The organism is Streptomyces sp. TRM68416, assembly GCF_014596915.1.
Classification (GTDB): domain Bacteria; phylum Actinomycetota; class Actinomycetes; order Streptomycetales; family Streptomycetaceae; genus Streptomyces.
Genome location: NZ_JACVWU010000012.1, coordinates 185,259 through 206,810 on the forward strand (window position 1 = coordinate 185,259; position 21,552 = coordinate 206,810).

Here is a 21,552-nt window from a genome sequence, read left to right on the forward strand (position 1 = left end):
CCCGCCTTGCGGGTGCTGCCTTGCCTGGTACTGCTTACTGATCGTATCCACGCGCCCGTGAATCGGCTGGTTCCCCCTGTCAGCCCGGTCGACAGGTGTCGACGCCTGACGAAGTTCCCTGTCGGGCTCCCCTTCGAACTCTTCTCGGACGTCGTCCTGCCAAGGATCGTAGAGGCGGCCGGAGACCAGTGTCCCGCACCTGACTGTGGACCCGGTCCGGCTCCTGGGCAGACGGGCCGGACCGGTACGAGGTTGATACGTGAACAGATACGAACAGATACGCCTTGATACGCGACGGACACGTGACGGCGGGCACGGGAGCGGCCGACGGGTGGTGCGCCGGTGGGCTGCGGTGCAGGTGGGCGGCCGCCCGCGGGGAAGGGATGTGAATCCACCCCCTCCAGCGTGCTAATGTTCTGCGTGTCGGAAGGCGCCGAACCGCACGGCGAGGGGCCCGAGGACACACCCAATGCGCGGGTGGCGGAATAGGCAGACGCGCTGGATTCAGGTTCCAGTGCCCGCAAGGGCGTGGGGGTTCAACTCCCCCCTCGCGCACCACCGAGACGGTCGGCATCGTTCAGATGTCGGCCGTTTCGCTTTGTCGTCGCGGGCGGTCGTCGCGGGCGCGGGGATGTGAGGTCTCTCTCACTGGGTGCTCGGGTTCTGCACAGGCGCGGAGTTGTCCACAGGGGCTGATGCCTTTCGGTCACCGGCGGTACCGTCGGCACGAGTTGATGTTCGTGCGGGTTCGGGGGAGGCGGTCGGTGTGATCGGTAGTGGTGTGGAGGCGGAGGGGGCACGGCGGCTGCCGCAGGTGCGGGGGTTTGCCGGGTGGCCTGTGCGGGGGACGCCGAAGGAGGAGGGCAAGGCGCTGCGGGAGCGGGTTCCGCGGCGGTCGCACGACCTCCTTGATCTGGACCCCGCCCGTCCCGACGCGCTCGCCGCGGTCGAGGAGTCCAACCGCGGCCGGATTCCCGGGCTCACGCCGATACGGGTCGGCCGGATGGCGGCGACGCCGTTCGCCTTCCTGCGCGGAGCGGCGGGGCTGATGGCCCACGATCTCGCCCGCACCCCCATGACCCGCATCCCCGCCCAGCTCTGCGGCGACGCCCACGTCGCGAACTTCGGTCTGTACGGCGACGCCCGCGGCGGGCTGGTCATCGACCTGAACGACTTCGACGAGACGGTCCCCGGACCCTGGGAGTGGGACCTCAAGCGGCTGGTGGCCTCCCTGGTGCTGGCCGGCCGGGAGGCGGGCGCCGACGAGGACACCTGCCGCCAGGCGGCGCACGACGCGGCGGGGTCCTACCGGCGCACGATGCGACTGCTGGCCAAGCTGCCGGTGCTGGACGCCTGGAACGCCATCGCCGACGAGGAACTCGTCTCCCACGCCGACGCCCACGACCTGCTCGGCACCCTGGAGCGGGTCTCCGAGAAGGCGCGGTCCAACACCAGCGGGCGCTTCGCGGCGAAGTCGACGGAGCCAACCCCGGACGGCGGTCGCCGCTTCGTCGACGCCCCGCCGGTGCTGCGGCGCGTCCCGGACGCGGAGGCCGCGGCGGTCGCCGCCTCCCTGGAGGACTACGTCACCACCCTGGCCGAGGACCGGCTCCCGCTGCTCGCCCGGCACTCGGTGCACGACGTCGCCTTCCGCGTGGTCGGCACGGGCAGCGTCGGCACCCGCTCGTACGTCGTGCTGCTGCTGGACCACCGGGGCGAGCCGCTCGTCCTGCAGGTGAAGGAGGCCCGCCCCTCCGCGCTGGTGCCGCATCTGGCGACCGCCGGGTTCGAGCCGCCGGTCGTGGAGCACGAGGGCCGGCGGGTGGTGCTGGGGCAGAAGCGCATGCAGGTCGTCAGCGACATCCTGCTGGGCTGGACGACGGTCGACGGGCGCCCCTTCCAGGTACGGCAGTTCCGCAACCGCAAGGGCAGCGTCGACCCGACCGCCCTCGCCGCCGTCCAGATAGACGACTACGGCCGCATGACCGGCGCCCTCCTGGCCCGCGCCCACTCCCACAGCGCCGACCCACGGCTGATCGCCGGCTACTGCGGGAAGAACGAGGAGCTGGACGAGGCGATGGCGAGCTTCGCCGTCACGTACGCGGACCGTACGGAGGAGGATCACGGGGCGCTGGTGAAGGCGGTGCGGGAGGGCAGGATCGCAGCGGAAACAGGGGTGTGAGCAGCGCCCCCGGAGGGGCGCGGGGAACTGCGCGATCAACCACGGCGGTGCCGCGGAGCAGCAGCGACCTGTCGTGGCACGGGCACCGCTTACGCTGGTCGGGTGACGACTCCGGAAGCAGAGCACTCCCCGTCGGATGCCGCGCGGCCAGAAGAGCGGCTGGAGCGGGCCGTGCGCGCGGCGGAGCAGGCCTTGATCGAGTACGAGATCGCCGTGGAGTCCTTCCGCGTCGAAGTCGAGAACTTCTCCCGGTTGCACCACCAGAAACTCGGCCCGATGTACGCCCGCCTCGACGAGCTGGACGCGCAGATCGCCGAGGCCAGGGCCGCCCGCACCGGCGACCCGGAGGACGTCCGCAAGGCGGAGGAGGCCCGCGCGCGGGTCATGCCGATGCCGGGTGTCGAGGAGCTGTTCCACGGCTGGATGGACGGCGACGGCCTGTTCCCGGAGGCCTCGGCGATGCTCACGGACCAGCCGGTACGGCCCCCGCAGCGGGTGCGCCCCAGCGAGGAGGCCCGCAAGCTCTACCGCGAGCTGGCCCGCAAGGCCCATCCCGACCTCGCCCAGGAGGACAAGGAGCGGGCGCGGCGCGAGGAGTTCATCACCCGGGTCAACGCCGCCTACGCCCGGGGCGACGAGGCCCAGCTGCGGGAGCTGGCCGAGGAGTGGGCCGCGGGGCCCGCGCCGGAGGAGCGGGGACCGAGTCCCAGCGAGGAGCTGTACGCCCGCCTGGAGTGGCTCGCCCAGCGCAAGGAGCTGCTCGCGCTGGTCGCGCAGGACCTGGAGGAGAGCGCGATCGGCTCGATGCTGCGGCTGGCCCCGGACGATCCCGACCGCCTCCTGGAGGAGATCGCCGAGCAGTTGCTGGCCCAGGTCTCCGAACGCGAGGCGGAACTGGCGGAGCTGCTCGGGTAGCGTCGGGCCCATGCATTTCGGAACTGGCGTGCCCACGGTCGAGGTCTCGGACCTCAAGGACGGTGACTTCCTGCTGGACGTCCGCGAGGACGACGAGTGGCAGGCCGGCCATGCCGAAGGGGCCCTGCACATCCCCATCAGCGAGTTCGCCGCCCGGTACGGCGAGCTGACCGAGGCCGCCCCGCAGGACGGCCGGGTCAACGTGATCTGCCGCTCCGGCGGCCGCTCGGCGCAGGTCGCGATGTACCTCGTACAGCAGGGCATCGACGCGGTGAACGTCGACGGCGGCATGCAGGTGTGGGCGGCCGCGGGCCGGCCGGTCGTGACGGACGCGGGGCAGCCGGGCTTCGTTCTCTAGGAGCGGCAGCGCCTCAGCCCAGGCGGTGCGTGGCCAGTAGGTCGCCCAGGGCCTCCTCGTGTGCCGCTGCCGGGCCGAGGGACAGTTCCAGGTGCTTGGCCCAGGCGTGGTACCGGTGCAGGGGGTAGTCGACGTCGGCGCCGAAGCCGCCGTGCAGGTGCTGTGCCGTCTGCACGACCCGTCGTACGCCGTCCGCGGCCCAGATCTTGGCCACGGCCAGATCGCCGGCGACGGGCAGGGCGCCGGGCGCGCCCGAGGCGAGCCGCCAGGCTGCCTGCCAGAGGGTGGCCTCCATGGCGCGCAGGTCGATGTAGCGGTCGGCGGCCTGGACGGCGACCGCCTGGAAGGTGGCCAGCGGGAAGCCGAACTGCTCCCGCTTGCCGGTGTACTCGGCGGTCATCCGCAGCACCCGTTCGCCAAGACCCAGCGCCAGCGCGCACGTCCCGACGGTGAGCAGCCCGCGCAGCATGTCCCAGGCGCCCTCGGCGTCGACGACGTCCCGCGCCGCGATCCGCGCCGAGTCGAGCCGCAGCTCCCCGAGCCGCTCCCCGCTGGTGGAGTACTGCTCGGCGAGGACGACGCCCTCGTGCCCGCGCGGCACCAGCGCGAGGAGGGGCCGGTCCCCGTCCGCGGCGGCCGGTACGACGACGAGATCGGCGTCGTAGGCCCACGGCACCGCGGTCTGGACCCCGTCCAGGAGCCAGTCGTCGCCGTCGCGCCGAGCGGTCACCGCGCGCTCGGCGGGGTCGTGGCCGGTGCGGCCGTGTGCGGCGACGGTCAGCACGAGTTCGCCGCGGCCGGCCCGCGCGAGCACGGCGGACGCCTGCTCGGGGCCGCCGTAGGACTGGAGGGCGGCCAGCGCGGCGCTGTGCTCCAGGAGCGGCACCCGCGCCAGCACCCGGCCCGCCTCGCGCAGCACCAGGCACAGGGCCACGGCGTCCAGGCCGGCGCCGCCGCGCTCCTCGGCGAGCAGCAGGCTCAGCAGGTCCGCGTCGGCCAGCCGGGCCCACAGTGCGCGGTCGAAGTCGTCGGCGACGGCGCCCGGGGTCAGCGCGGGGCTCGGGACCGCGTCGGGTGCGACGCCGGCGAACACGCCCCGGGCCGCCTCGGCCGCCGCCTGCTGCTCCTCGGTGAAGGTGAAGTCCACGGTGCCTGCCCTCTCACGCGCGCGGAGATCTGACGGTGCGTCAAGATAGAACAGGTTCTAGAAGAAGGGAACGGCTCGGACAGTGGCCCTCCCGGTCGGTCGCCGGTGGGTCGTCGGTCGCGGTCGCCGGTCGGTCGTCGGTCGCGGTCGCCGGTCCGTCGCCGGGCCGCCGTCGGCCGACGTGACCCGGTCGTGAACCGAGGGCCGTAAGGTGGCACCCGCCGACCGGGCCGAAGGGGGCTGTGCCCGGCGGTGGGCCTGAGTACCGTTCCGGTGCGAACGCCGAGGCAGCACGGACCGGAAGCCGAGGATCGAAGCGACATGGACGCGTACGACGCAGAGGGCGGGGCCCGACACGGCCCGGACCCCGAGCCCGCCCTCGCGCCCCGCCCGGGTGCGGCTGCCGGGCACGGCTCCGGCCCCGAGTCCGCCCCTGTGCTCCGCCCGGGTGCGGCTGCCGGGCATGGCCCCGAGTCTGCCCCCGCGCCCCGCCCTGGCAGGGCCGCCGAGCACGGCCCCGACCCCGAGCCTTCCCCCGCGCCCCGCCCGCGTGTGGCCGCCGGGCACGGCCCCGGCCCCGAGCCTTCCCTCGCGCCCCGCCCGCGTGTGGCCGCCGGGCACGGCCCGGGCCCCGAGCCTGCCCTCGCCCCCCGCACCGGTGTGGCCGCTCTCTCCCTGCGCTACCAGATCGGCGCCGCCTTCGCCCTGGCCGTCGTCGCGATCGCCGTCTGTGTCCACATAGGCATGGTCTTCCTGCATGTCGCGCCCCCGAACACGGTGACCAAGCAGCACGGCAAGGCGATCGACGACTGGATCTACCCCGAGTTCGAGCAGAACTGGAAGCTCTTCGCGCCGAACCCGCTCCAGCAGAACATCGCCGTCCAGGTCCGCGCCGACGTCCGCGAGGCGGACGGTGACCTGCGTACCACCGGCTGGTACGACCTGTCCGCGCAGGACGGCCGGGACATCGACGGCAACCTGCTGCCCAGCCACACCCAGCAGAACGAGCTGCGCCGGGCCTGGGACTTCCTCGTCGCCACGCACGACAGCGACAACCGGCCGGTGGGCCTGCGCGGCTCCCTGTCCCAGGACTATCTGCGCCGGATCGTGGTGCTGCGGCTGCAGCGCGAGGAGGCCGCGGGGCCGGGCGGCGTGCTGGACCGCGTCCAGGTCCGTTCGCGCACTCTCAATGTGGCCCCGCCCGAGTGGAGCGGCGAGAAGGTGTCCGACCAGCCGGTCTACCGGGTGCTGCCCTGGTGGCCGGTGCCGGCGGCCGAGGCCGGGGGAGAACAGCGGTGAACCGGCTCGCCCTCGGGCTCTCGACCGGCATCGCCCGGGTCACCGAGTCCGCGCTCGGCCCGTACCAGACGGCCGTGATCCGTATCGGCTTCGCCACCACCTGGCTGCTCTTCCTGCTGCGTGAGCTGCCCCACCGGCATGAGCTGTACGGGCCCGACGGCCCCTGGAGCTTCGGGCTCGCCGAGCAGCTGATCGACACGAACGGCGCCTTCACGGCGCTGATGTGGTCCGACGGCCGGCTGTGGTTCGAGGCGGTCTACGCGCTTGCCCTCGTCTTCTGCGTCCTGCTGCTGCTGGGCTGGCGGACCCGCACGACGTCCGTGCTGTTCATGGTCGGCGTGCTCTCGCTGCAGAACCGCTCCGTCTTCATGGGCGACGGCGGCGACAACGTCCTGCACCTGATGTGCATCTACCTGGTCTTCACGCGCTGCGGCCAGGTGTGGTCGCTGGACGCGCGCAGGGCCGGCCGGGAACGGGCGGCACGCGCGCGTGGGGAGCGGGTGACGGACCGGGTGGGGCCGCCGCTGTGGGGCGTCTTCGGTCTGGTGCTGGTCGCGGTCACCGCCGCGGGCCGGCTCGACGGCGATCCCACGGTGCCCGTGATCCTGTGGACGGTATGGCTCGCCCAGGGCGTGTGGTGGGCCGTCGGACGCTGGGCGCGCACCGGCCAGCCGCGCATCCTGCTCGACGTCGTCGCGAACATCGTGCACAACGGCGCCCTGCTGGTGATCATGGCCGAGGCCTGTCTGATCTACGCGACCGCGGGCTGGTACAAGATCCAGGGTTCGCGCTGGCAGGACGGCACGGCCGTCTACTACCCGCTGCACCTGGACTACTTCTCGCCCTGGCCCGCGCTGGCCGACGCGCTCTCGGCCAGCGGCACGATGGTGATGCTGGTGACGTACGGGACGGTCCTGGTGCAGGTCGCCTTCCCGTTCGCGCTGTTCAACCGGCGGGTGAAGAACGTCCTGCTGGCGGTGATGATGTTCGAGCACGCCGTGATCGCCGTGGTCCTCGGGCTGCCGTTCTTCTCGCTGGCGATGATCGCGGCCGACGCCGTGTTCCTGCCGACCTCGTTCCTGCGCCGGCTGGGCGGCCTGGCGGCACGCGTACCGCTCCCCCGCCGGGCCGGTCCCGCGGACCTTCCCGAGCCGCGCGGCCCGGAGAACCCCGAGCCCACGCACGTAGGCTTCCCGTCATGAACGACCCCGTGCGCGCCTGGCACCGCCTCGCCGACACCGCCGTACTCCTCGACGGCTTCCACGCCCTCAAGCACGCGGTGCGTTTCGGGGCCGAGGTGCCGGTGGCGGTCGCGGTGGACCGCGGTGCCGCGCTCGCCCTCGCCGACGAGCTGGCCCCGGACGTACGGGACACGCTGGACGCCCTGCTGACGCAGGTGCCCTCGCAGACGTACGCGTCCCTGGTGCCGCGACCGCACCCCACGGCGGTGGCGGCCCTTGCGGTACGGCCGTCAAGGGCGGCCAACCTGGAGCGGCTGGCCCTGGTGCCGCGCCCCGCGCCCGTCGTGGTCCTCGACCAGCCCCGCAACCTCGGCAACGCGGGCGCGGTGATCCGCCTGGCGGCCGGTTTCGGCGCGACCGGTGTCGTCACCACCGGCACGCTCGACCCCTGGCACCCCACGGTCGTACGCGGCGGGGCGGGCCTGCACTTCGCGACGGCCGTGGAGCGGCTGGCGGTGGAGGAACTGCCCGCGGGGCCGCTGTTCGCGCTCGACCCCGAGGGCGACGACATCCGGGGCATCAAGCTCCCGGACGACGCCGTCCTCGCGTTCGGCTCGGAGCGCAGCGGGCTCACGGCGGAGGTACGCGCGCGTGCCGACCATCTGCTGCGGCTGCCGATGCGCCCGCAGGTGTCGAGCTACAACCTGGCGACGAGCGTGGGGATGACGCTCTACCACTGGAGCTACGGTGGGCATGGCGCCCCCTAGGGGCGCGGGGAACTGCGCGACAAGCCACAACGGAACCGCAGCCGCCAGTGGTCCCGTACCCCCGAGCTCTCAGGCCTCCCGCCGCACCTCAACAACGCGGAAACGATTCGCGACGAACGCCCCGTCGCACAGCGCCGCGTTGGCCGCCGGGTTGCCCCCCGACCCGTGGAAGTCGGAGAACGCGGCCGTCTGGTTGACGTACACGCCGCCCGTCAGGTTCAGCGACAGCTGTGCCGCCTCCTCCAGGCAGACCTCCCGCACCGCCTGCTCCACCTCGGGGTCGGTGGTGTACGCGCCGACCGTCATCGCGCCCTTCTCGCGGATCGTCAGCCGCAGCAGCTCGACGGCGTCGGACGCCGAGTCGACGGCGACGGCGAAGGAGACGGGGCCGAAGCACTCGCTCATGTAGGCGGCCTCGTCGTCCGGCTTGGCGCCGTCCAGCTTGACCATGACCGGCGTGCGGACGACCGCGTCCGGGAAGTCGGGGTTGGTGATCTCCCGGGAGGCGAGGGCGACCTCGCCGAGGCCCGTCGCGGCCTCCAGACGGGCCTTGACGTCGGGGTTGACGATCGCGCCGAGCAGGGCGTTCGCGCGCGCGTCGTCGCCGAGCAGGCCGTCCACCGCGCGGGCGAGGTCCGCGACGACCTCGTCGAAGGTGCGCGGGCCGTCCTCGGTGCGGATGCCGTCCCGGGGGATCAGCAGGTTCTGCGGGGTGGTGCACATCTGGCCGCTGTACAGGGACAGCGAGAACGCCAGGTTGGACAGCATCCCCTTGTAGTCGTCGGTGGAGTCGACGAGCACCGTGTTGACGCCGGCCTTCTCCGTGTAGACCTGCGCCTGGCGGGCGTTGGCCTCCAGCCAGTCGCCGAAGGCGGTCGAGCCGGTGTAGTCGATGATCCGGATCTCGGGGCGCACGGCGAGCGTCTTGGCGATGCCCTCGCCGGGGCGCTCGGCGGCCAGGGCGACGAGGTTGGCGTCGAAGCCCGCCTCCGTCAGCACCTCGCGCGCGACCCGCACGGTCAGCGCGAGCGGCAGCACCGCGCGCGGGTGCGGCTTGACCAGGACCGCGTTGCCGGTGGCCAGGGAGGCGAACAGGCCCGGGTAGCCGTTCCAGGTCGGGAAGGTGTTGCAGCCGATCATCAGCGCGATGCCGCGCGGTACCGGCGTGAACGCCTTGGTCAGCGCCAGCGGGTCGCGCTTGCCCTGCGGCTTGGTCCACTCCGCGGTGTCGGGGGTGCGGACCTGCTCCACGTACGCGTACGCCACCGCCTCCAGGCCGCGGTCCTGTGCGTGCGGGCCGCCCGCCTGGAACGCCATCATGAAGGCCTGGCCGGAGGTGTGCATGACCGCGTGCGCGAACTCGTGCGTCCGGTCGCTGATCCGCTTGAGGATCTCCAGGCAGACCACCGCGCGGACCTCCGCGCCCGCGTCCCGCCAGGCCCGCTGTCCGGCCTTCATGGCGGGCAGCAGCACGTCGACGTCCGCGTGCGGGTACTCCACGCCCAGCTCGATGCCGTACGGGGAGACCTCGCCGCCCACCCAGCCGTCGGTGCCGGGCTGGCCGAGGTCGAGGCGGGTGCCGAGGACGGCGTCGAAGGCGGCCTTGCCCGCGGCCATGTCCAGGCTGCCGTTCTCGCCGTAGGCCTTGGGGTGCTCGGGGTGCGGGGACCAGTACGCGCGGGTGCGGATGGCTTCGAGCGCCTGGTCGAGGGTGGGCCGGTGCTTGGCGATCAGCTCGTGGGTGGTCAGGTCGGCGGCCATGCGGGACCAACTCCTCGTCTTCCGAACTCTGCGTCGAGTTCATGACCTGGCAGAAACATGGGCAGGAACGGGCAGTCGGAGTTAGAGTAACCGAACGATCGGTCGGGACAAGGGGGTCCGCCGCTTCTGTGGACAACCCCGTGCGGGAGGATCGCGCACATGACAGCACTCGACCTCAGCAGCCCCGTGGCCGTCGTCGGCACCGGCACCATGGGCCAGGGCATCGCCCAGGTCGCGCTGGTCGCCGGTCACCCCGTACGGCTGTACGACGCCGTGCCCGGGCGGGCCCGGGAAGCGGCCGTCGCGATCGGCGCCCGTCTCGACCGGCTCGTCGAGAAGGACCGCCTGACCGGCGCCGAGCGGGACGCGGCCCGCGCCCGGCTGGTGGCCGCCGAGCAGCTCACCGAGCTCGCGGACTGCGCCCTCGTCGTCGAGGCCGTCCTGGAGCGCCTGGACGTCAAGCAGGAGCTGTTCCGGCAGCTGGAGGACGTCGTCGGCGAGCACTGCCTGCTCGCCACCAACACCTCCTCCCTCTCCGTCACGGCGATCGGCGGCGCCCTGCGCAACGCGGGCCGGTTCGTCGGCCTGCACTTCTTCAACCCCGCCCCGCTGCTGCCGCTGGTCGAGGTCGTCTCCGGGTTCGCCACCGACGTCACGTCGGCCACGCGCGCGTACGAGACCGCCCGCGCGTGGGGCAAGACCCCGGTCGCCTGCGCCGACACCCCCGGCTTCATCGTCAACCGCATCGCGCGGCCCTTCTACGCCGAGGCCTTCGCCGTCCACGAGGCGCAAGGAGCCGACCCCGCCACCATCGACGCCGTACTGCGCGAGTCGGGCGGCTTCCGGATGGGCGCGTTCGAACTGACCGACCTCATCGGGCAGGACGTCAACGAGTCCGTCACACACTCGGTCTGGCAGTCCTTCTTCCAGGACGTCCGCTTCACGCCGTCCCTCGCCCAGCGCCGCCTGGTCGAGTCGGGCCGCCTCGGCCGCAAGAGCGGACACGGCTGGTACGACTACGCGGACGGCGCCGAGCGTCCCGAGCCGCACACCGCGGAGCGCGAGCGGCCGCCCGCGTACGTCGTCGCCGAGGGCGACCTGGGACCGGCCGCCGAACTGCTCGCCCTGATCCGCGAGGCGGGCATCGGGGTGCGCGAGGAGGACGAGGACCACGGCAGCCGGCTCGTCCTGCCCAGCGGCGGCCACCTGGCGCTCGCCGACGGGCAGACCTCGGTGGAGTTCCGGGACGTCGTCTACTTCGACCTCGCGCTCGACTACCGCCGGGCCGGCCGGATCGCCCTGTCGGCCTCCCAGGACACCTCACCGCAGACCCTCGCCGAGGCGATCGGCCTGTTCCAGGCGCTCGGCAAGGACGTCAGCGTCATCGGGGACGTGCCCGGCATGATCGTCGCCCGGACGGTCGCCCGGATCGTCGACCTGGCGCACGACGCCGTGGCCAAGGGCGTGGCCACCGAGGAGGACGTCGACGTCGCGATGCGGCTCGGGGTCAACTACCCGCTCGGGCCCTTCGAGTGGAGCCGCAGGCTCGGCCGCGACTGGGCGTACGCCCTCCTGGACGACCTGCACCTGCGCGACCCCTCCGGGCGCTACGCGCCGTCCCTCGCGCTCTACCGGCACGCGCACGCCACCGACAAGCGGGAGGGCAGCGGCTCATGACCACCGCCAAGCGCGACACGTACACCCCCGAGACACTGCTGTCGGTCGCCGTCCAGGTCTTCAACGAGCGCGGCTACGACGGCACCTCCATGGAGCACCTCTCCCGCGCGGCCGGCATCTCCAAGTCCTCGATCTACCACCACGTCACGGGCAAGGAGGAGCTGCTGCGCCGGGCCGTGAGCCGGGCGCTGGACGGCCTCTTCGGGATCCTCGACGAGGAGCACGCGCGCGTGGGACGCGCCTCCGACCGCCTGGAGTACGTCGTACGGCGCATGGTCGAGGTCCTCATCGCCGAACTGCCCTACGTGACGCTGCTGCTGCGGGTGCGCGGCAACACCGGCACCGAGCGGTGGGCCCTGGAGCGGCGCCGCGACTTCGACCACGAGGTCGCCGAGCTGCTGAAGGCGGCGGCCGCCGACGGGGACGTGCGCGGGGACGTGGAGGTCCGCCTCGCCACCCGGCTCGTCTTCGGCATGATCAACTCCATCGTGGAGTGGTACCGGCCGGACGGGCGCGGCATGGGCGAGCGCGAGGTGGCCGACGCGGTCGCGCAGCTGGTGTTCGGGGGGCTGCGCCGGGCCGCCTAGGTCATCCCTGTGGTTCCAGGTCGGTCCGTACAGGTCAGCCCTGCGGTTCCAGGTCCTCCTCCTCGAAGACCAGCAGGGTGCGGGTGCTGAGTACCTCGGGGATGGCCTGGAGGCGGGTGAGGACCAGTTCGCGCAGGGCCCGGTTGTCGGGGGTGTGCACCAGGAGCAGGACGTCGAAGTCGCCGCCCACCAGGGCGATGTGCGAGGCGCCGGGCAGCTGTCTGAGCTGCTCGCGGACCGTGCGCCAGGTGTTCTGGACGATCTTCAGGGTGATGTACGCCGATGTGCCGTGCCCCGCGCGCTCGTGGTCGACGCGGGCGCCGAAACCGCGGATGACGCCGTCCTCGATGAGGCGGTTGATCCGGGCGTAGGCGTTCGCGCGCGAGACATGGACCCGTTCGGCGACCGACCGTATCGAGGCGCGGCCGTCCGCCTGGAGCATCTGCAGGATGTCCTGATCGATGGCGTCGAGCGGCCGGGGCGGGGGCGGGGTGCCGCCGCCCTCGGGACCGTCGGCCATTTGTTCAGGTGCCATGTCCCCCCGCCTCCCCCTCGTGGACGTACTGCATTCATTCCAGGCTGTGGAGAACCGTTTGTCCACAGCCTGGCGGTGCCTGTAGCCAAAATGTGCCGACGACCGAACAATCGGTAGGTGAGGCGCGTCACAGCCGCTGCGCCTCCCGTAGCCGCTCCCACGAGGAGGTGCCGTCATGACGGTCATGGAGCAGCGAGGCGCGTACCGGCCATCGCCGCCGCCCGCCTGGCAGCCCCGTACCGACCCCGCGCCGCTGCTGCCCGACGCGGAGCCCTACCGCGTCCTCGGCACAGAGGCGGCGGCCGAGGCCGACCCCGGTCTGCTGCGCCGCCTCTACGCCGAACTGGTGCGCGGCCGTCGGTACAACGCCCAGGCCACCGCCCTCACCAAGCAGGGCCGGCTCGCCGTCTACCCGTCCACCACCGGCCAGGAGGCCTGCGAGATCGCCGCCGCGCTCGCTCTGGAGGACCGCGACTGGCTCTTCCCGAGCTACCGCGACACCCTCGCGGCCGTGGCCCGCGGCCTGGACCCGGTCCAGGCGCTCACGCTCCTGCGCGGCGACTGGCACACCGGCTACGACCCGCGCGAGCACCGCGTGGCCCCCCTGTGCACCCCGCTCGCCACCCAGCTGCCGCACGCCGTGGGCCTCGCCCACGCCGCCCGCCTCAAGGGCGACGACGTGGTCGCGCTCGCCATGGTCGGCGACGGCGGCACCAGCGAGGGCGACTTCCACGAGGCACTGAACTTCGCCGCCGTCTGGCAGGCCCCGGTCGTCTTCCTGGTCCAGAACAACGGCTTCGCGATCTCCGTCCCGCTCGCCAAGCAGACCGCGGCCCCGTCGCTGGCCCACAAGGCCGTCGGCTACGGCATGCCCGGCCGCCTGGTCGACGGCAACGACGCGGTCGCCGTGCACGAGGTCCTCACCGAGGCCGTGCGCCACGCGCGCGCGGGCGGCGGTCCCACCCTCGTCGAGGCGATCACCTACCGGATCGACGCCCACACCAACGCCGACGACGCGACCCGCTACCGCGGCGACGCCGAGGTCGAGACCTGGCGCGGCCACGACCCGATCGCCCTCCTGGAGCACGAACTGACCGAACGCGGCCTCCTCGACGAGGCCGGCAAGCAGGCCGCGCGGGACGCCGCCGAGGCCATGGCCGCCGATCTGCGCGAGCGCATGAACGCCGACCCGGTGCTCGACCCCATGGACCTGTTCGCCTACGTGTATGCCGAGCCCACCCCGCAACTGCGGGAGCAGCAGGCCCAGTTGCGGGCCGAGCTGGACGCCGAGGGGGACCAGCGATGACCACGGTCGCGGTGAAGCCCGCCACCATGGCGCAGGCCCTCACGCGCGCGCTGCGCGACTCCATGGCCGAGGACCCCGCCGTCCACGTGCTGGGCGAGGACGTCGGCACCCTCGGCGGCGTCTTCCGCGTCACCGACGGACTCGCCAAGGAGTTCGGCGAGGACCGCTGCACGGACACCCCGCTCGCCGAGGCCGGCATCCTCGGCACGGCCGTCGGCATGGCGATGTACGGACTGCGCCCGGTCGTGGAGATGCAGTTCGACGCGTTCGCCTACCCGGCCTTCGAGCAGCTGATCAGCCATGTCGCGCGGATGCGCAACCGCACCCGCGGCGCCATGCCCCTGCCGATCACCATCCGCGTCCCCTACGGCGGCGGCATCGGCGGCGTCGAGCACCACAGCGACTCCTCCGAGGCGTACTACATGGCGACCCCGGGGCTCCATGTCGTCACGCCCGCCACGGTCGCCGACGCCTACGGGCTGCTGCGCGCCGCCATCGCCTCCGACGACCCGGTCGTCTTCCTGGAGCCCAAGCGCCTGTACTGGTCGAAGGACTCCTGGAACCCGGAGGACCCGCAGAGCGTTGAACCGATTGGCCGCGCGGTGGTGCGGCGCTCGGGCCGGAGCGCCACGCTCATCACGTACGGTCCGTCCGTGCCCGTCTGTCTCGAAGCCGCCGAGGCGGCGCGGGAGGAGGGGTGGGACCTCGAAGTCGTCGATCTGCGCTCCCTGGTGCCGTTCGACGACGAGACGGTCTGCGCCTCCGTACGGCGGACCGGGCGAGCGGTCGTCGTGCACGAGTCGGGCGGGTTCGGCGGCCCGGGAGGGGAGATCGCGGCCCGCGTCACGGAGCGCTGCTTCCATTACCTGGAGGCGCCGGTGCTCCGGGTGGCCGGCTTCGACATCCCCTACCCGCCGCCGATGCTGGAGCGTCACCACCTGCCCGGCGTGGACCGGATCCTGGACGCCGTGGGGCGTCTGCAGTGGGAGGCCGAGAGCTGATGGCACACGCTTCTGACATGCACAGCCTTGAGTTCAGGCTCCCCGACCTCGGGGAGGGGCTCACCGGAGCGGAGATCGTTCGTTGGCTCGTCGAGGTCGGGGACCTCGTCGCCGTCGACCAGCCGGTCGTCGAGGTCGAGACGGCCAAGGCCATGGTCGACGTGCCCTGCCCCTACGCGGGCGTGGTCACCGCGCGCTTCGGCGAGGAGGGCACCGAACTGCCCGTGGGCGCGCCGCTGATCACGGTCGCCGTCGGCGCGCCGCCCGCCGACGGGGGGCCGGAGGGCTCGGGCAACGTCCTGGTGGGGTACGGCACCTCCGAGGCACCGGCGCGGCGCAGGCGGGTGCGTCCGGCGCAGCCGTCGGCCAGCCCGGTGCAGCCGCCGGTCAATCCGATCCCGCCGTCCGCCAGCCCGGCCCAGCCGCCGGTCAATCCGATCCCGCCGTCCGCCAGCCCGGTGCAGCCGTCCGCCAACCCGGCCCAGCCGTCCGCCAACGGCACGGCCGTGACCGCTCCCGAGGCGCCCGAAGGGCCCGTCCCGGTCATCTCCCCGCTGGTCCGCCGCCTCGCCCGGGAGAACGGCCTCGACCTGCGCGAGCTGACCGGCTCCGGCCCCGACGGACTGATCCTGCGCGCCGACGTGGAGTACGCCCTGCGGGCCGCCGCCGCCCAGGCCCGCCCGGCGGCCCCGTCCCGCGCACCGGCCGCGCCCGCGCCCGCCCCGGCCGGCACCGGCGAGATCCGCGTCCCCCTCAAGGGCGTCCGCGGTGCCGTCGCCGACAAGCTCTCCCGCAGCCGGCGCGAGATCCCGGACGCGACCTGCTGGGTGGACGCCGACGCCACCGAGCTGATGCGCGCCCGCACCGCGATGAACGCCTCCGGCGGCCCGAAGATCTCCCTCCTCGCGCTGCTGGCCCGGATCTGCACCGCCGCCCTCGCCCGGTTCCCCGAGCTGAACTCCACCGTCGACCAGGAGGCCAGGGAGGTCGTCCGGTTCGACCACGTCCACCTCGGCTTCGCCGCACAGACCGACCGGGGCCTGGTCGTCCCCGTCGTGCGGGACGCCCACGCGCGCGACGCGGAGTCGCTGACCGCGGAGTTCGCCCGGCTGACCGAGTCGGCCCGCACCGGCTCCCTGACCCCCGGGGAACTCACCGGCGGCACCTTCACGTTGAACAACTACGGCGTGTTCGGCGTCGACGGCTCCACCCCGATCATCAACCACCCCGAGGCCGCCATGCTCGGCGTCGGCCGCATCATCCCCAAACCGTGGGTGTACGAAGGCGAGCTGGCGGTGCGTCAGGTCGTGCAGCTCTCCCTCACCTTCGACCACCGCGTCTGCGACGGTGGCACGGCGGGCGGCTTCCTGCGCTATGTCGCCGACTGCGTGGAACAGCCGGCGGTCCTGCTGCGCACGCTGTGATCCCGGGGACTGCCCCGCGTTCCCCGTGATGCCGGTGCCGCCCCCCGCGTTCCCTGTGATCGCGGGGGCACGCATACTCGGGGGGTGACCGCGTACGAGCCCGAGGGCAGCCCCGGTACCGAGACGTACGACGCCGTCGTGCTCGCCGGGGGTGCCGCACGGCGGCTCGGCGGGGCGGACAAGCCCGGTCTGCGCGTCGGCGGGCGCGCGCTGCTCGACCGGGTGCTCGCCGCCTGCGCCGACGCCCGCGCCACCGTCGTCGTCGCCGACCCCCGGCCCACCGCCCGCCCGGTGACCTGGGAGCGCGAGGACCCGCCCGGCGGCGGACCGCTCGCCGCCCTCGCCGCAGGACTGCGCCCCACCACCGCCGGTCACGTCGTGGTGCTCTCCGCCGACCTGCCGTTCCTCGACGCGGGCACCGTACGGCGACTGCTGGCCGCGCTGCGGGACACGCCGGCGGACGGCGCGGTGCTCACCGACACCGACGGCCGCGACCAGCCGCTCGTCGCCGCCTACCGCGCGTCCGCGCTGCGCCGTTCACTGGGTGCGCTCACCGATGACCGGGGCGGCGGCCTGACCGGCCTGCCGCTGCGCCGGCTGACTGCCGCGCTCGACCTCATCCGCGTCCCCGACCCCGTCGCGTCCTTCGACTGCGACACCTGGGACGACATCGCCACCGCCAGGGCACGCATCAGGGAGCATGGGCACGTGTTGGACGAATGGATTTCCGCAGTCAAGGACGAGCTGGGCATCGACCTCGACGTCGACGTCAAGGTCCTGCTGGACCTGGCCCGCGACGCCGCCCACGGCGTGGCGCGGCCCGCGGCGCCACTGACCACCTTCCTCGTCGGCTACGCGGCGGCACAGGCCGCAGGCGGCCCCGAGGCCGTCGCCGAGGCCGCCCGCAAGGCCGCCGCCCTCGCCGAGCGCTGGGCGCAGGAGGCCGCGCCCGGCACGAGCGGGGACGGCGGCAGCGGTGACGCCGCGAGCGGTGACGCCGTGAGCGGTGACGCCGTGAGCGGTGACGCCGAGCCCAACGCCACCCCGGACGCCGGATGACCGCCCGCGGCGTCCGGGACGGCCAGGACGCCGAGGAACTCGACGTCGAGGAGGTGCTCGCCCTCGTGAACGAGGACACCGGCCGCCAGGTGCCCCCGCCCGCCCCCGCCCCGCAGGCCACCCGGAGCCCCGGCAGCGACCCGCACCACCGGGCCACGCCCTGGCCCGAGGCCCGCGCGCTCGCGGCCCGCGCCGGCCGGCCGCGCGGCGCCCGCCGCGACCTCGTCTCCGTCACCCTCGACCACGCCCTCGGCCTCACCCTGGCCGCCCCCCTCACCGCCCTCACCGACCTGCCCTCCTTCAACACCTCCGCGATGGACGGCTGGGCGGTCGCCGGACCGGGCCCCTGGGACGTGCGGGAGGCCGGCGTCCTGGCCGGGCACGCCGAGCCCGAGCCGCTCACCGACGGCGAGGCGGTCAGGATCGCCACCGGTGCCCGGATCCCCCCGGACACCACCGCCGTCCTGCGCAGCGAACACGGCCGCAGCGACGACAAGGGCCGCCTGCACGCCACCCGGGACCTCCAGCACGGCCAGGACATCCGCCCGCGCGGCCAGGAGTGCCGTTCCGGCGACCAACTGCTGCCCGTGGGCACCCTGGTGACCCCGGCCGTGCTCGGCCTCGCCGCGGCCGCGGGGTACGACACCCTGACCGCCGTACCGCGCCCCCGTGCCGAAGTGCTGGTCCTGGGCGACGAGCTGCTCACCGAGGGGCGGCCGCACGACGGGCTGATCCGCGACGCGCTCGGGCCGATGCTGCCGCCCTGGCTGCGGGCCCTCGGCGCCGAGGTGACCACCGTGCGCCGGCTCGGCGACGACGCCGAGGCGCTGTACAAGGCCGTCGCGTTCTCCGAGGCCGACCTGATCGTCACCACCGGCGGCACCGCCTCGGGACCGGTCGACCATGTCCACCCCACCCTGCGCCGCCTCGACGCCGAACTCCTGGTCAACGGCGTCAAGGTGCGCCCCGGGCACCCCATGCTGCTGGCCCGCACCAAGGAGAACCAGCACCTGGTCGGCCTGCCGGGCAACCCCCTCGCGGCCGTGTCCGGCCTGCTCACGCTCGCCGAGCCCCTGCTGCGCACCCTCGCGGCCCACCCCGCCCCCGAGCCGTACGCGCTGCCCTTGCGGGACGCGGCGCACGGACACCCGTACGACACCCGGCTCGTGCCCGTCGTCTTGCGCGGTGACGGAGCCGTGCCGCTGCACTACAACGGCCCGGCGATGCTGCGGGGTATCGCGGCGGCCGACGCCCTGGCCGTCGTACCGCCCGGCGGGGCGCGGGAGGGGCAGGAGGTCGAGCTGCTCGATCTGCCCTGGGCGTCCTCGGGGATCGGAGTGTGTTTCACGTGAAACTTCCGGGCCAAGACGTGATCGCCCGGCAGCCGGACGAACACCTCGTCACCCACCGGGTGAAGCTGCCGCAGAAGGTGGTGGCGCACCCGTTCCGCCAGGTCGCCCGACGGGTGCTCATGGCCTTGCTGCTGCTCGTGTCGACCGCGCTCATCGTCTACGCCGACCGTGACGGCTACACCGACAGCTCCGACGGAACCGTCGACTTCCTCGATGCTTTCTACTACGCGACCGTCTCCCTCTCCACCACGGGATACGGCGACGTCAGCCCGGTCAGTGACGCGGCCCGGCTCACCAACATCCTCGTCGTGACGCCCATGCGCGTGCTGTTCCTGATCATCCTGGTCGGCACCACGCTGGAGGTCCTCACCGAACGCACCCGGGAGGAATGGCGTCTGAACCGCTGGAGGTCCACCTTGCGTGACCACACCGTCGTTGTCGGCTTCGGTACGAAGGGGCGGTCGGCGATCCAGACCGTCTGCGCCTCGGGCCTGAAGAAGGAGCAGGTCGTCGTGGTCGACCCCAGCGCCAAGGTGATCGACGCCGCGACGGCCGACGGGTACGCCGGGATCGTGGGCGACGCGACCCGCAGCGAGGTGCTCAAGCGGGCCGAGGTGCACAAGGCGCGGAAGGTCATCATCGCCACCCAGCGCGACGACACGGCCGTCCTGGTGACGCTGACGGCCCGGCAGCTCAACCGGGGCGCGAAGATCGTGGCCGCGGTCCGCGAGGAGGAGAACGCGCCGCTGCTGAAGCAGTCCGGCGCCGACGCGGTCATCACCAGCGCCAGCGCGGCCGGACGGCTGCTCGGCCTCTCCGTGCTCAGCCCCGCGGCCGGCATGGTGATGGAGGACCTGATCCAGCAGGGCAGCGGCCTCGACATCGTCGAACGGCCGGTCATAAAGGCCGAGGTGGGCAAGGGGCCGCGGGAGATCTCCGACCTGGTGCTGAGTGTCCTGCGCGGCCACCGGGTGCTCGGTTACGACGATCCGGCCGTCGGCACGCTCGAACCGACGGACCGGCTCATCACCATCGTGCGGGTGACGCCGAGCTCGCAGGTCGCGCCCGACGCCCGCCCGCTTCCGCAGGACTGAGGGCCACCCCCGTAGGCCCTCGGTCCCGGGAGCTACTTGCGGTTGTACAGCCGCATCGTGATCGGCCCGAAGACCAGCACGAACAGGCCCGCCCACCCCAGCGACCAGGCGATTTCGTCGGCCGGCCAGTCGCCCGCCATCAGCTCGCGCACGGCGGACGCCAGGTGGCTGATCGGGCTGTTGTTGACGAACGCCTGGAGCCAGCCCGGCATGGTGCTGGGCTCGACGAAGACGTTGGACAGGAAGGTCAGCGGGAAGATCACCATCATGCTGACGCCCATCACCGACTTCTCGGTGCGCAGCAGCAGCCCGAACATCGTCCAGATCCACGAGAACGCGAACGAGAACACCACCAGCAGCGCGATCCCGGCGAGTACGCCGACGACCCCGTCCGGCCGGTAGCCGAGGATCATGCCGACGGTGAGCATCACCACGGACGCGATCGTGTAGCGCAGGGCGTCGCCAAGCAGATAGCCGACCATCGTCGACGGCCGCCAGATCGGCAGCGAGCGGAAACGGTCGAAGACGCCCTTCTCGATGTCCGTGTTGACCGAGACGCCGGTGTACATGGTGATCATCACGACCGACATCACCAGGATGCCCGGCAACAGGAACTGGATGTACTCCTCGGGGGACCCGGCCAGGGCGCCCCCGAACAGGTACGTGTACATCAGCACCATCATGATCGGGAACGCGGTGACGTCGAAGAGCTGCTCCGGAACGTGCTTGATCTTCAGCATCGCCCGCCAGCCGAACGTCAGCGACGCCGACCAGGCGCTCGGCCGCGGCGGACGCTCGCCGGAGACGAGCAGCGCGGCGAGCGACTCGGCGCTGACGGGGGCGAGTTCCTTGGTCTCCGGGGTCGTCGCGGTGCTCATGCCGCCACCTCGTCCTTGTCGTCGTGGCCGGAGCCGTGTCCGGTGTCTTGTCCGGTGTCGTGTCCGGTGAGGGCGAGGAACACCTCGTCCAGGCTGGGCTGTCCCAGCGAGAAGTTGTCGACCGTGATGCCCGTACGGGCCAGCTCGGCGAGCGCCCGGGCGGCCTGCTCCGCCGCGGAGTCGCTCGTCGCCGTGCCCAGCCGCGCCGTGAGCGCCACCGGATCGGGCTCCAGCTGAACGTCCGAGTCGAGCGCCAGCCGCAGCACGCGCTCCGCCTCCGGCCGCTGCCCGGCGTCCCGCAGCCGCAGATGTACGGAGCCGGCGCCGACGGACGCCTTCAGCTCGCCCTTCGTGCCCTCGGCGATCACCCTGCCGTGGTCGATGACCGCGATCCGGGACGCCAGCTGGTCGGCCTCGTCCAGGTACTGCGTGGTCAGCAGCACGGTCGTGCCCTGGGCGACCACCGCGCGCACGATGTCCCACACCTGGTTGCGGCTGCGCGGGTCGAGCCCGGTCGTCGGCTCGTCCAGGAAGAGCAGGTCGGGGGTGTTGAGGATGGACGCGGCGATGTCGATACGGCGCCGCATGCCGCCCGAGTAGTGCTTGATCTGCTTTCCGGCCGCCTCGGTCAGCCCGAAGGCCTCCAGCAGTTGCTCGCTGCGCCGGCGCGCGGCCTGTTTGCCGTGGCCCAGGAGCCGGGCCAGCAGGACCAGGTTCTCGGTGCCGGTGAGGTCCTCGTCCACGGAGGCGTACTGGCCGGTCAGGCTGACCCGGCTGCGTACGTCGTCGGCCTCGCGCACGACGTCGTGGCCGAAGACGTGGGCCGTTCCGCCGTCGGGCTTGAGGAGGGTGGCGAGCATCTTCACGGTCGTGGTCTTCCCGGCGCCGTTCGGGCCGAGGACGCCGTAGACCGTGCCGGCCGGGACCGCCAGGTCCACGCCGTCGACGGCCCGGGTCTCACCGAACGTCTTCACCAGGCCTGCGGTCTCGATCGCGAGCCCGGACGTCGTCTGCGTGCTCATGGTGCGG

Annotated in this window: 19 protein-coding genes and 1 tRNA gene; 15 read left to right on the forward strand and 5 right to left on the reverse strand. The window is 73.0% G+C overall.

What is annotated here, in order from left to right:
* Positions 1–471: 471 nt before the first annotated feature.
* The 4 genes from ICC28_RS20740 (at position 472) to ICC28_RS20755 (ending at position 3,455) form a co-directional block, all read left to right on the forward strand.
* A tRNA-Leu gene (locus tag ICC28_RS20740) sits at positions 472–558 on the forward strand.
* A 208-nt stretch (positions 559–766) separates the two neighbouring features.
* A complete protein-coding gene (locus tag ICC28_RS20745; RefSeq protein WP_317454053.1) occupies positions 767–2,182 on the forward strand; it encodes a DUF2252 domain-containing protein in 1,416 nt (471 codons plus the stop codon).
* A gap of 102 nt (positions 2,183–2,284) precedes the next feature.
* The gene (locus ICC28_RS20750) at positions 2,285–3,097 is read left to right on the forward strand and encodes a J domain-containing protein (RefSeq protein WP_188290132.1); all 813 of its coding nucleotides are present in this window, start codon (positions 2,285–2,287) and stop codon (positions 3,095–3,097) included.
* 28 nt (positions 3,098–3,125) lie between these two features.
* Positions 3,126–3,455, forward strand: a complete 330-nt coding sequence (locus ICC28_RS20755; protein ID WP_188290201.1) for a rhodanese-like domain-containing protein — start codon at positions 3,126–3,128, stop codon at positions 3,453–3,455.
* Positions 3,456–3,468: 13 nt separating this feature from the next.
* On the opposite strand, the gene ICC28_RS20760 is transcribed toward ICC28_RS20755, so the two are convergent.
* The gene (locus ICC28_RS20760; RefSeq protein WP_188290133.1) at positions 3,469–4,602 is read right to left on the reverse strand and encodes an acyl-CoA dehydrogenase family protein; all 1,134 of its coding nucleotides are present in this window, start codon (positions 4,600–4,602) and stop codon (positions 3,469–3,471) included.
* A gap of 321 nt (positions 4,603–4,923) precedes the next feature.
* Between ICC28_RS20760 and ICC28_RS20765 the strand changes: the two genes are divergently transcribed.
* The 3 genes from ICC28_RS20765 to ICC28_RS20775 are packed head-to-tail and all read left to right on the forward strand — an operon-like array spanning position 4,924 to position 7,849.
* Positions 4,924–5,901, forward strand: a complete 978-nt coding sequence (locus ICC28_RS20765; protein WP_188290134.1) for a DUF5819 family protein — start codon at positions 4,924–4,926, stop codon at positions 5,899–5,901.
* Positions 5,898–7,103 (forward strand): HTTM domain-containing protein, encoded by a 1,206-nt coding sequence (locus ICC28_RS20770; protein WP_188290135.1) that lies wholly within the window; start codon positions 5,898–5,900, stop codon positions 7,101–7,103. Before ICC28_RS20765 ends, ICC28_RS20770 begins: the two co-directional genes overlap by 4 nt.
* Positions 7,100–7,849, forward strand: coding sequence for a TrmH family RNA methyltransferase (locus ICC28_RS20775; protein ID WP_188290136.1), 750 nt, complete (start codon positions 7,100–7,102; stop codon positions 7,847–7,849). Before ICC28_RS20770 ends, ICC28_RS20775 begins: the two co-directional genes overlap by 4 nt.
* Positions 7,850–7,918: 69 nt before the next feature.
* On the opposite strand, the gene paaN is transcribed toward ICC28_RS20775, so the two are convergent.
* The gene (paaN, locus tag ICC28_RS20780; RefSeq protein WP_188290137.1) at positions 7,919–9,610 is read right to left on the reverse strand and encodes a phenylacetic acid degradation protein PaaN; all 1,692 of its coding nucleotides are present in this window, start codon (positions 9,608–9,610) and stop codon (positions 7,919–7,921) included.
* 159 nt (positions 9,611–9,769) lie between these two features.
* Here paaN and ICC28_RS20785 point away from each other — a divergent pair, with 159 nt between their 5' ends.
* Positions 9,770–11,287: a 3-hydroxyacyl-CoA dehydrogenase gene (locus tag ICC28_RS20785; protein WP_188290138.1), complete on the forward strand. Its 1,518-nt coding sequence runs from the start codon at positions 9,770–9,772 to the stop codon at positions 11,285–11,287.
* A complete protein-coding gene (locus tag ICC28_RS20790) occupies positions 11,284–11,874 on the forward strand; it encodes a TetR/AcrR family transcriptional regulator (RefSeq protein ID WP_188290139.1) in 591 nt (196 codons plus the stop codon). The genes ICC28_RS20785 and ICC28_RS20790 overlap by 4 nt, the downstream gene beginning before the upstream one ends.
* A 34-nt stretch (positions 11,875–11,908) precedes the next feature.
* On the opposite strand, the gene ICC28_RS20795 is transcribed toward ICC28_RS20790, so the two are convergent.
* The gene (locus tag ICC28_RS20795; protein WP_411158615.1) at positions 11,909–12,409 is read right to left on the reverse strand and encodes an Lrp/AsnC family transcriptional regulator; all 501 of its coding nucleotides are present in this window, start codon (positions 12,407–12,409) and stop codon (positions 11,909–11,911) included.
* A gap of 175 nt (positions 12,410–12,584) precedes the next feature.
* On the opposite strand from ICC28_RS20795, the gene pdhA reads away from it, so the two are divergent.
* The 6 genes from pdhA (at position 12,585) to ICC28_RS20825 (ending at position 19,645) form a co-directional block, all read left to right on the forward strand.
* Entirely contained in the window at positions 12,585–13,715 is a 1,131-nt protein-coding gene (pdhA, locus tag ICC28_RS20800) for a pyruvate dehydrogenase (acetyl-transferring) E1 component subunit alpha (protein WP_188290140.1), read from the forward strand.
* Entirely contained in the window at positions 13,712–14,716 is a 1,005-nt protein-coding gene (locus tag ICC28_RS20805) for an alpha-ketoacid dehydrogenase subunit beta (protein ID WP_188290141.1), read from the forward strand. Before pdhA ends, ICC28_RS20805 begins: the two co-directional genes overlap by 4 nt.
* Positions 14,716–16,140: a dihydrolipoamide acetyltransferase family protein gene (locus ICC28_RS20810; RefSeq protein ID WP_188290142.1), complete on the forward strand. Its 1,425-nt coding sequence runs from the start codon at positions 14,716–14,718 to the stop codon at positions 16,138–16,140. The genes ICC28_RS20805 and ICC28_RS20810 overlap by 1 nt, the downstream gene beginning before the upstream one ends.
* Positions 16,141–16,224: 84 nt before the next feature.
* Entirely contained in the window at positions 16,225–17,199 is a 975-nt protein-coding gene (locus ICC28_RS20815) for an NTP transferase domain-containing protein (RefSeq protein ID WP_188290143.1), read from the forward strand.
* On the forward strand, positions 17,196–18,551 hold the full coding sequence (locus tag ICC28_RS20820) for a molybdopterin molybdotransferase MoeA (RefSeq protein WP_188290144.1): 1,356 nt from the start codon (positions 17,196–17,198) through the stop codon (positions 18,549–18,551). Before ICC28_RS20815 ends, ICC28_RS20820 begins: the two co-directional genes overlap by 4 nt.
* The gene (locus tag ICC28_RS20825; RefSeq protein WP_188290145.1) at positions 18,548–19,645 is read left to right on the forward strand and encodes a potassium channel family protein; all 1,098 of its coding nucleotides are present in this window, start codon (positions 18,548–18,550) and stop codon (positions 19,643–19,645) included. Before ICC28_RS20820 ends, ICC28_RS20825 begins: the two co-directional genes overlap by 4 nt.
* 32 nt (positions 19,646–19,677) lie before the next feature.
* Here the strand turns inward: ICC28_RS20825 and ICC28_RS20830 are convergent, their stop codons facing one another.
* Together ICC28_RS20830 and ICC28_RS20835 are read right to left on the reverse strand one after the other, a co-directional pair.
* Positions 19,678–20,523, reverse strand: a complete 846-nt coding sequence (locus ICC28_RS20830; protein WP_188290146.1) for an ABC transporter permease — start codon at positions 20,521–20,523, stop codon at positions 19,678–19,680.
* Positions 20,520–21,545, reverse strand: a complete 1,026-nt coding sequence (locus ICC28_RS20835) for an ATP-binding cassette domain-containing protein (RefSeq protein WP_188290147.1) — start codon at positions 21,543–21,545, stop codon at positions 20,520–20,522. Before ICC28_RS20835 ends, ICC28_RS20830 begins: the two co-directional genes overlap by 4 nt.
* Between the last annotated feature and the right edge of the window lie 7 nt (positions 21,546–21,552).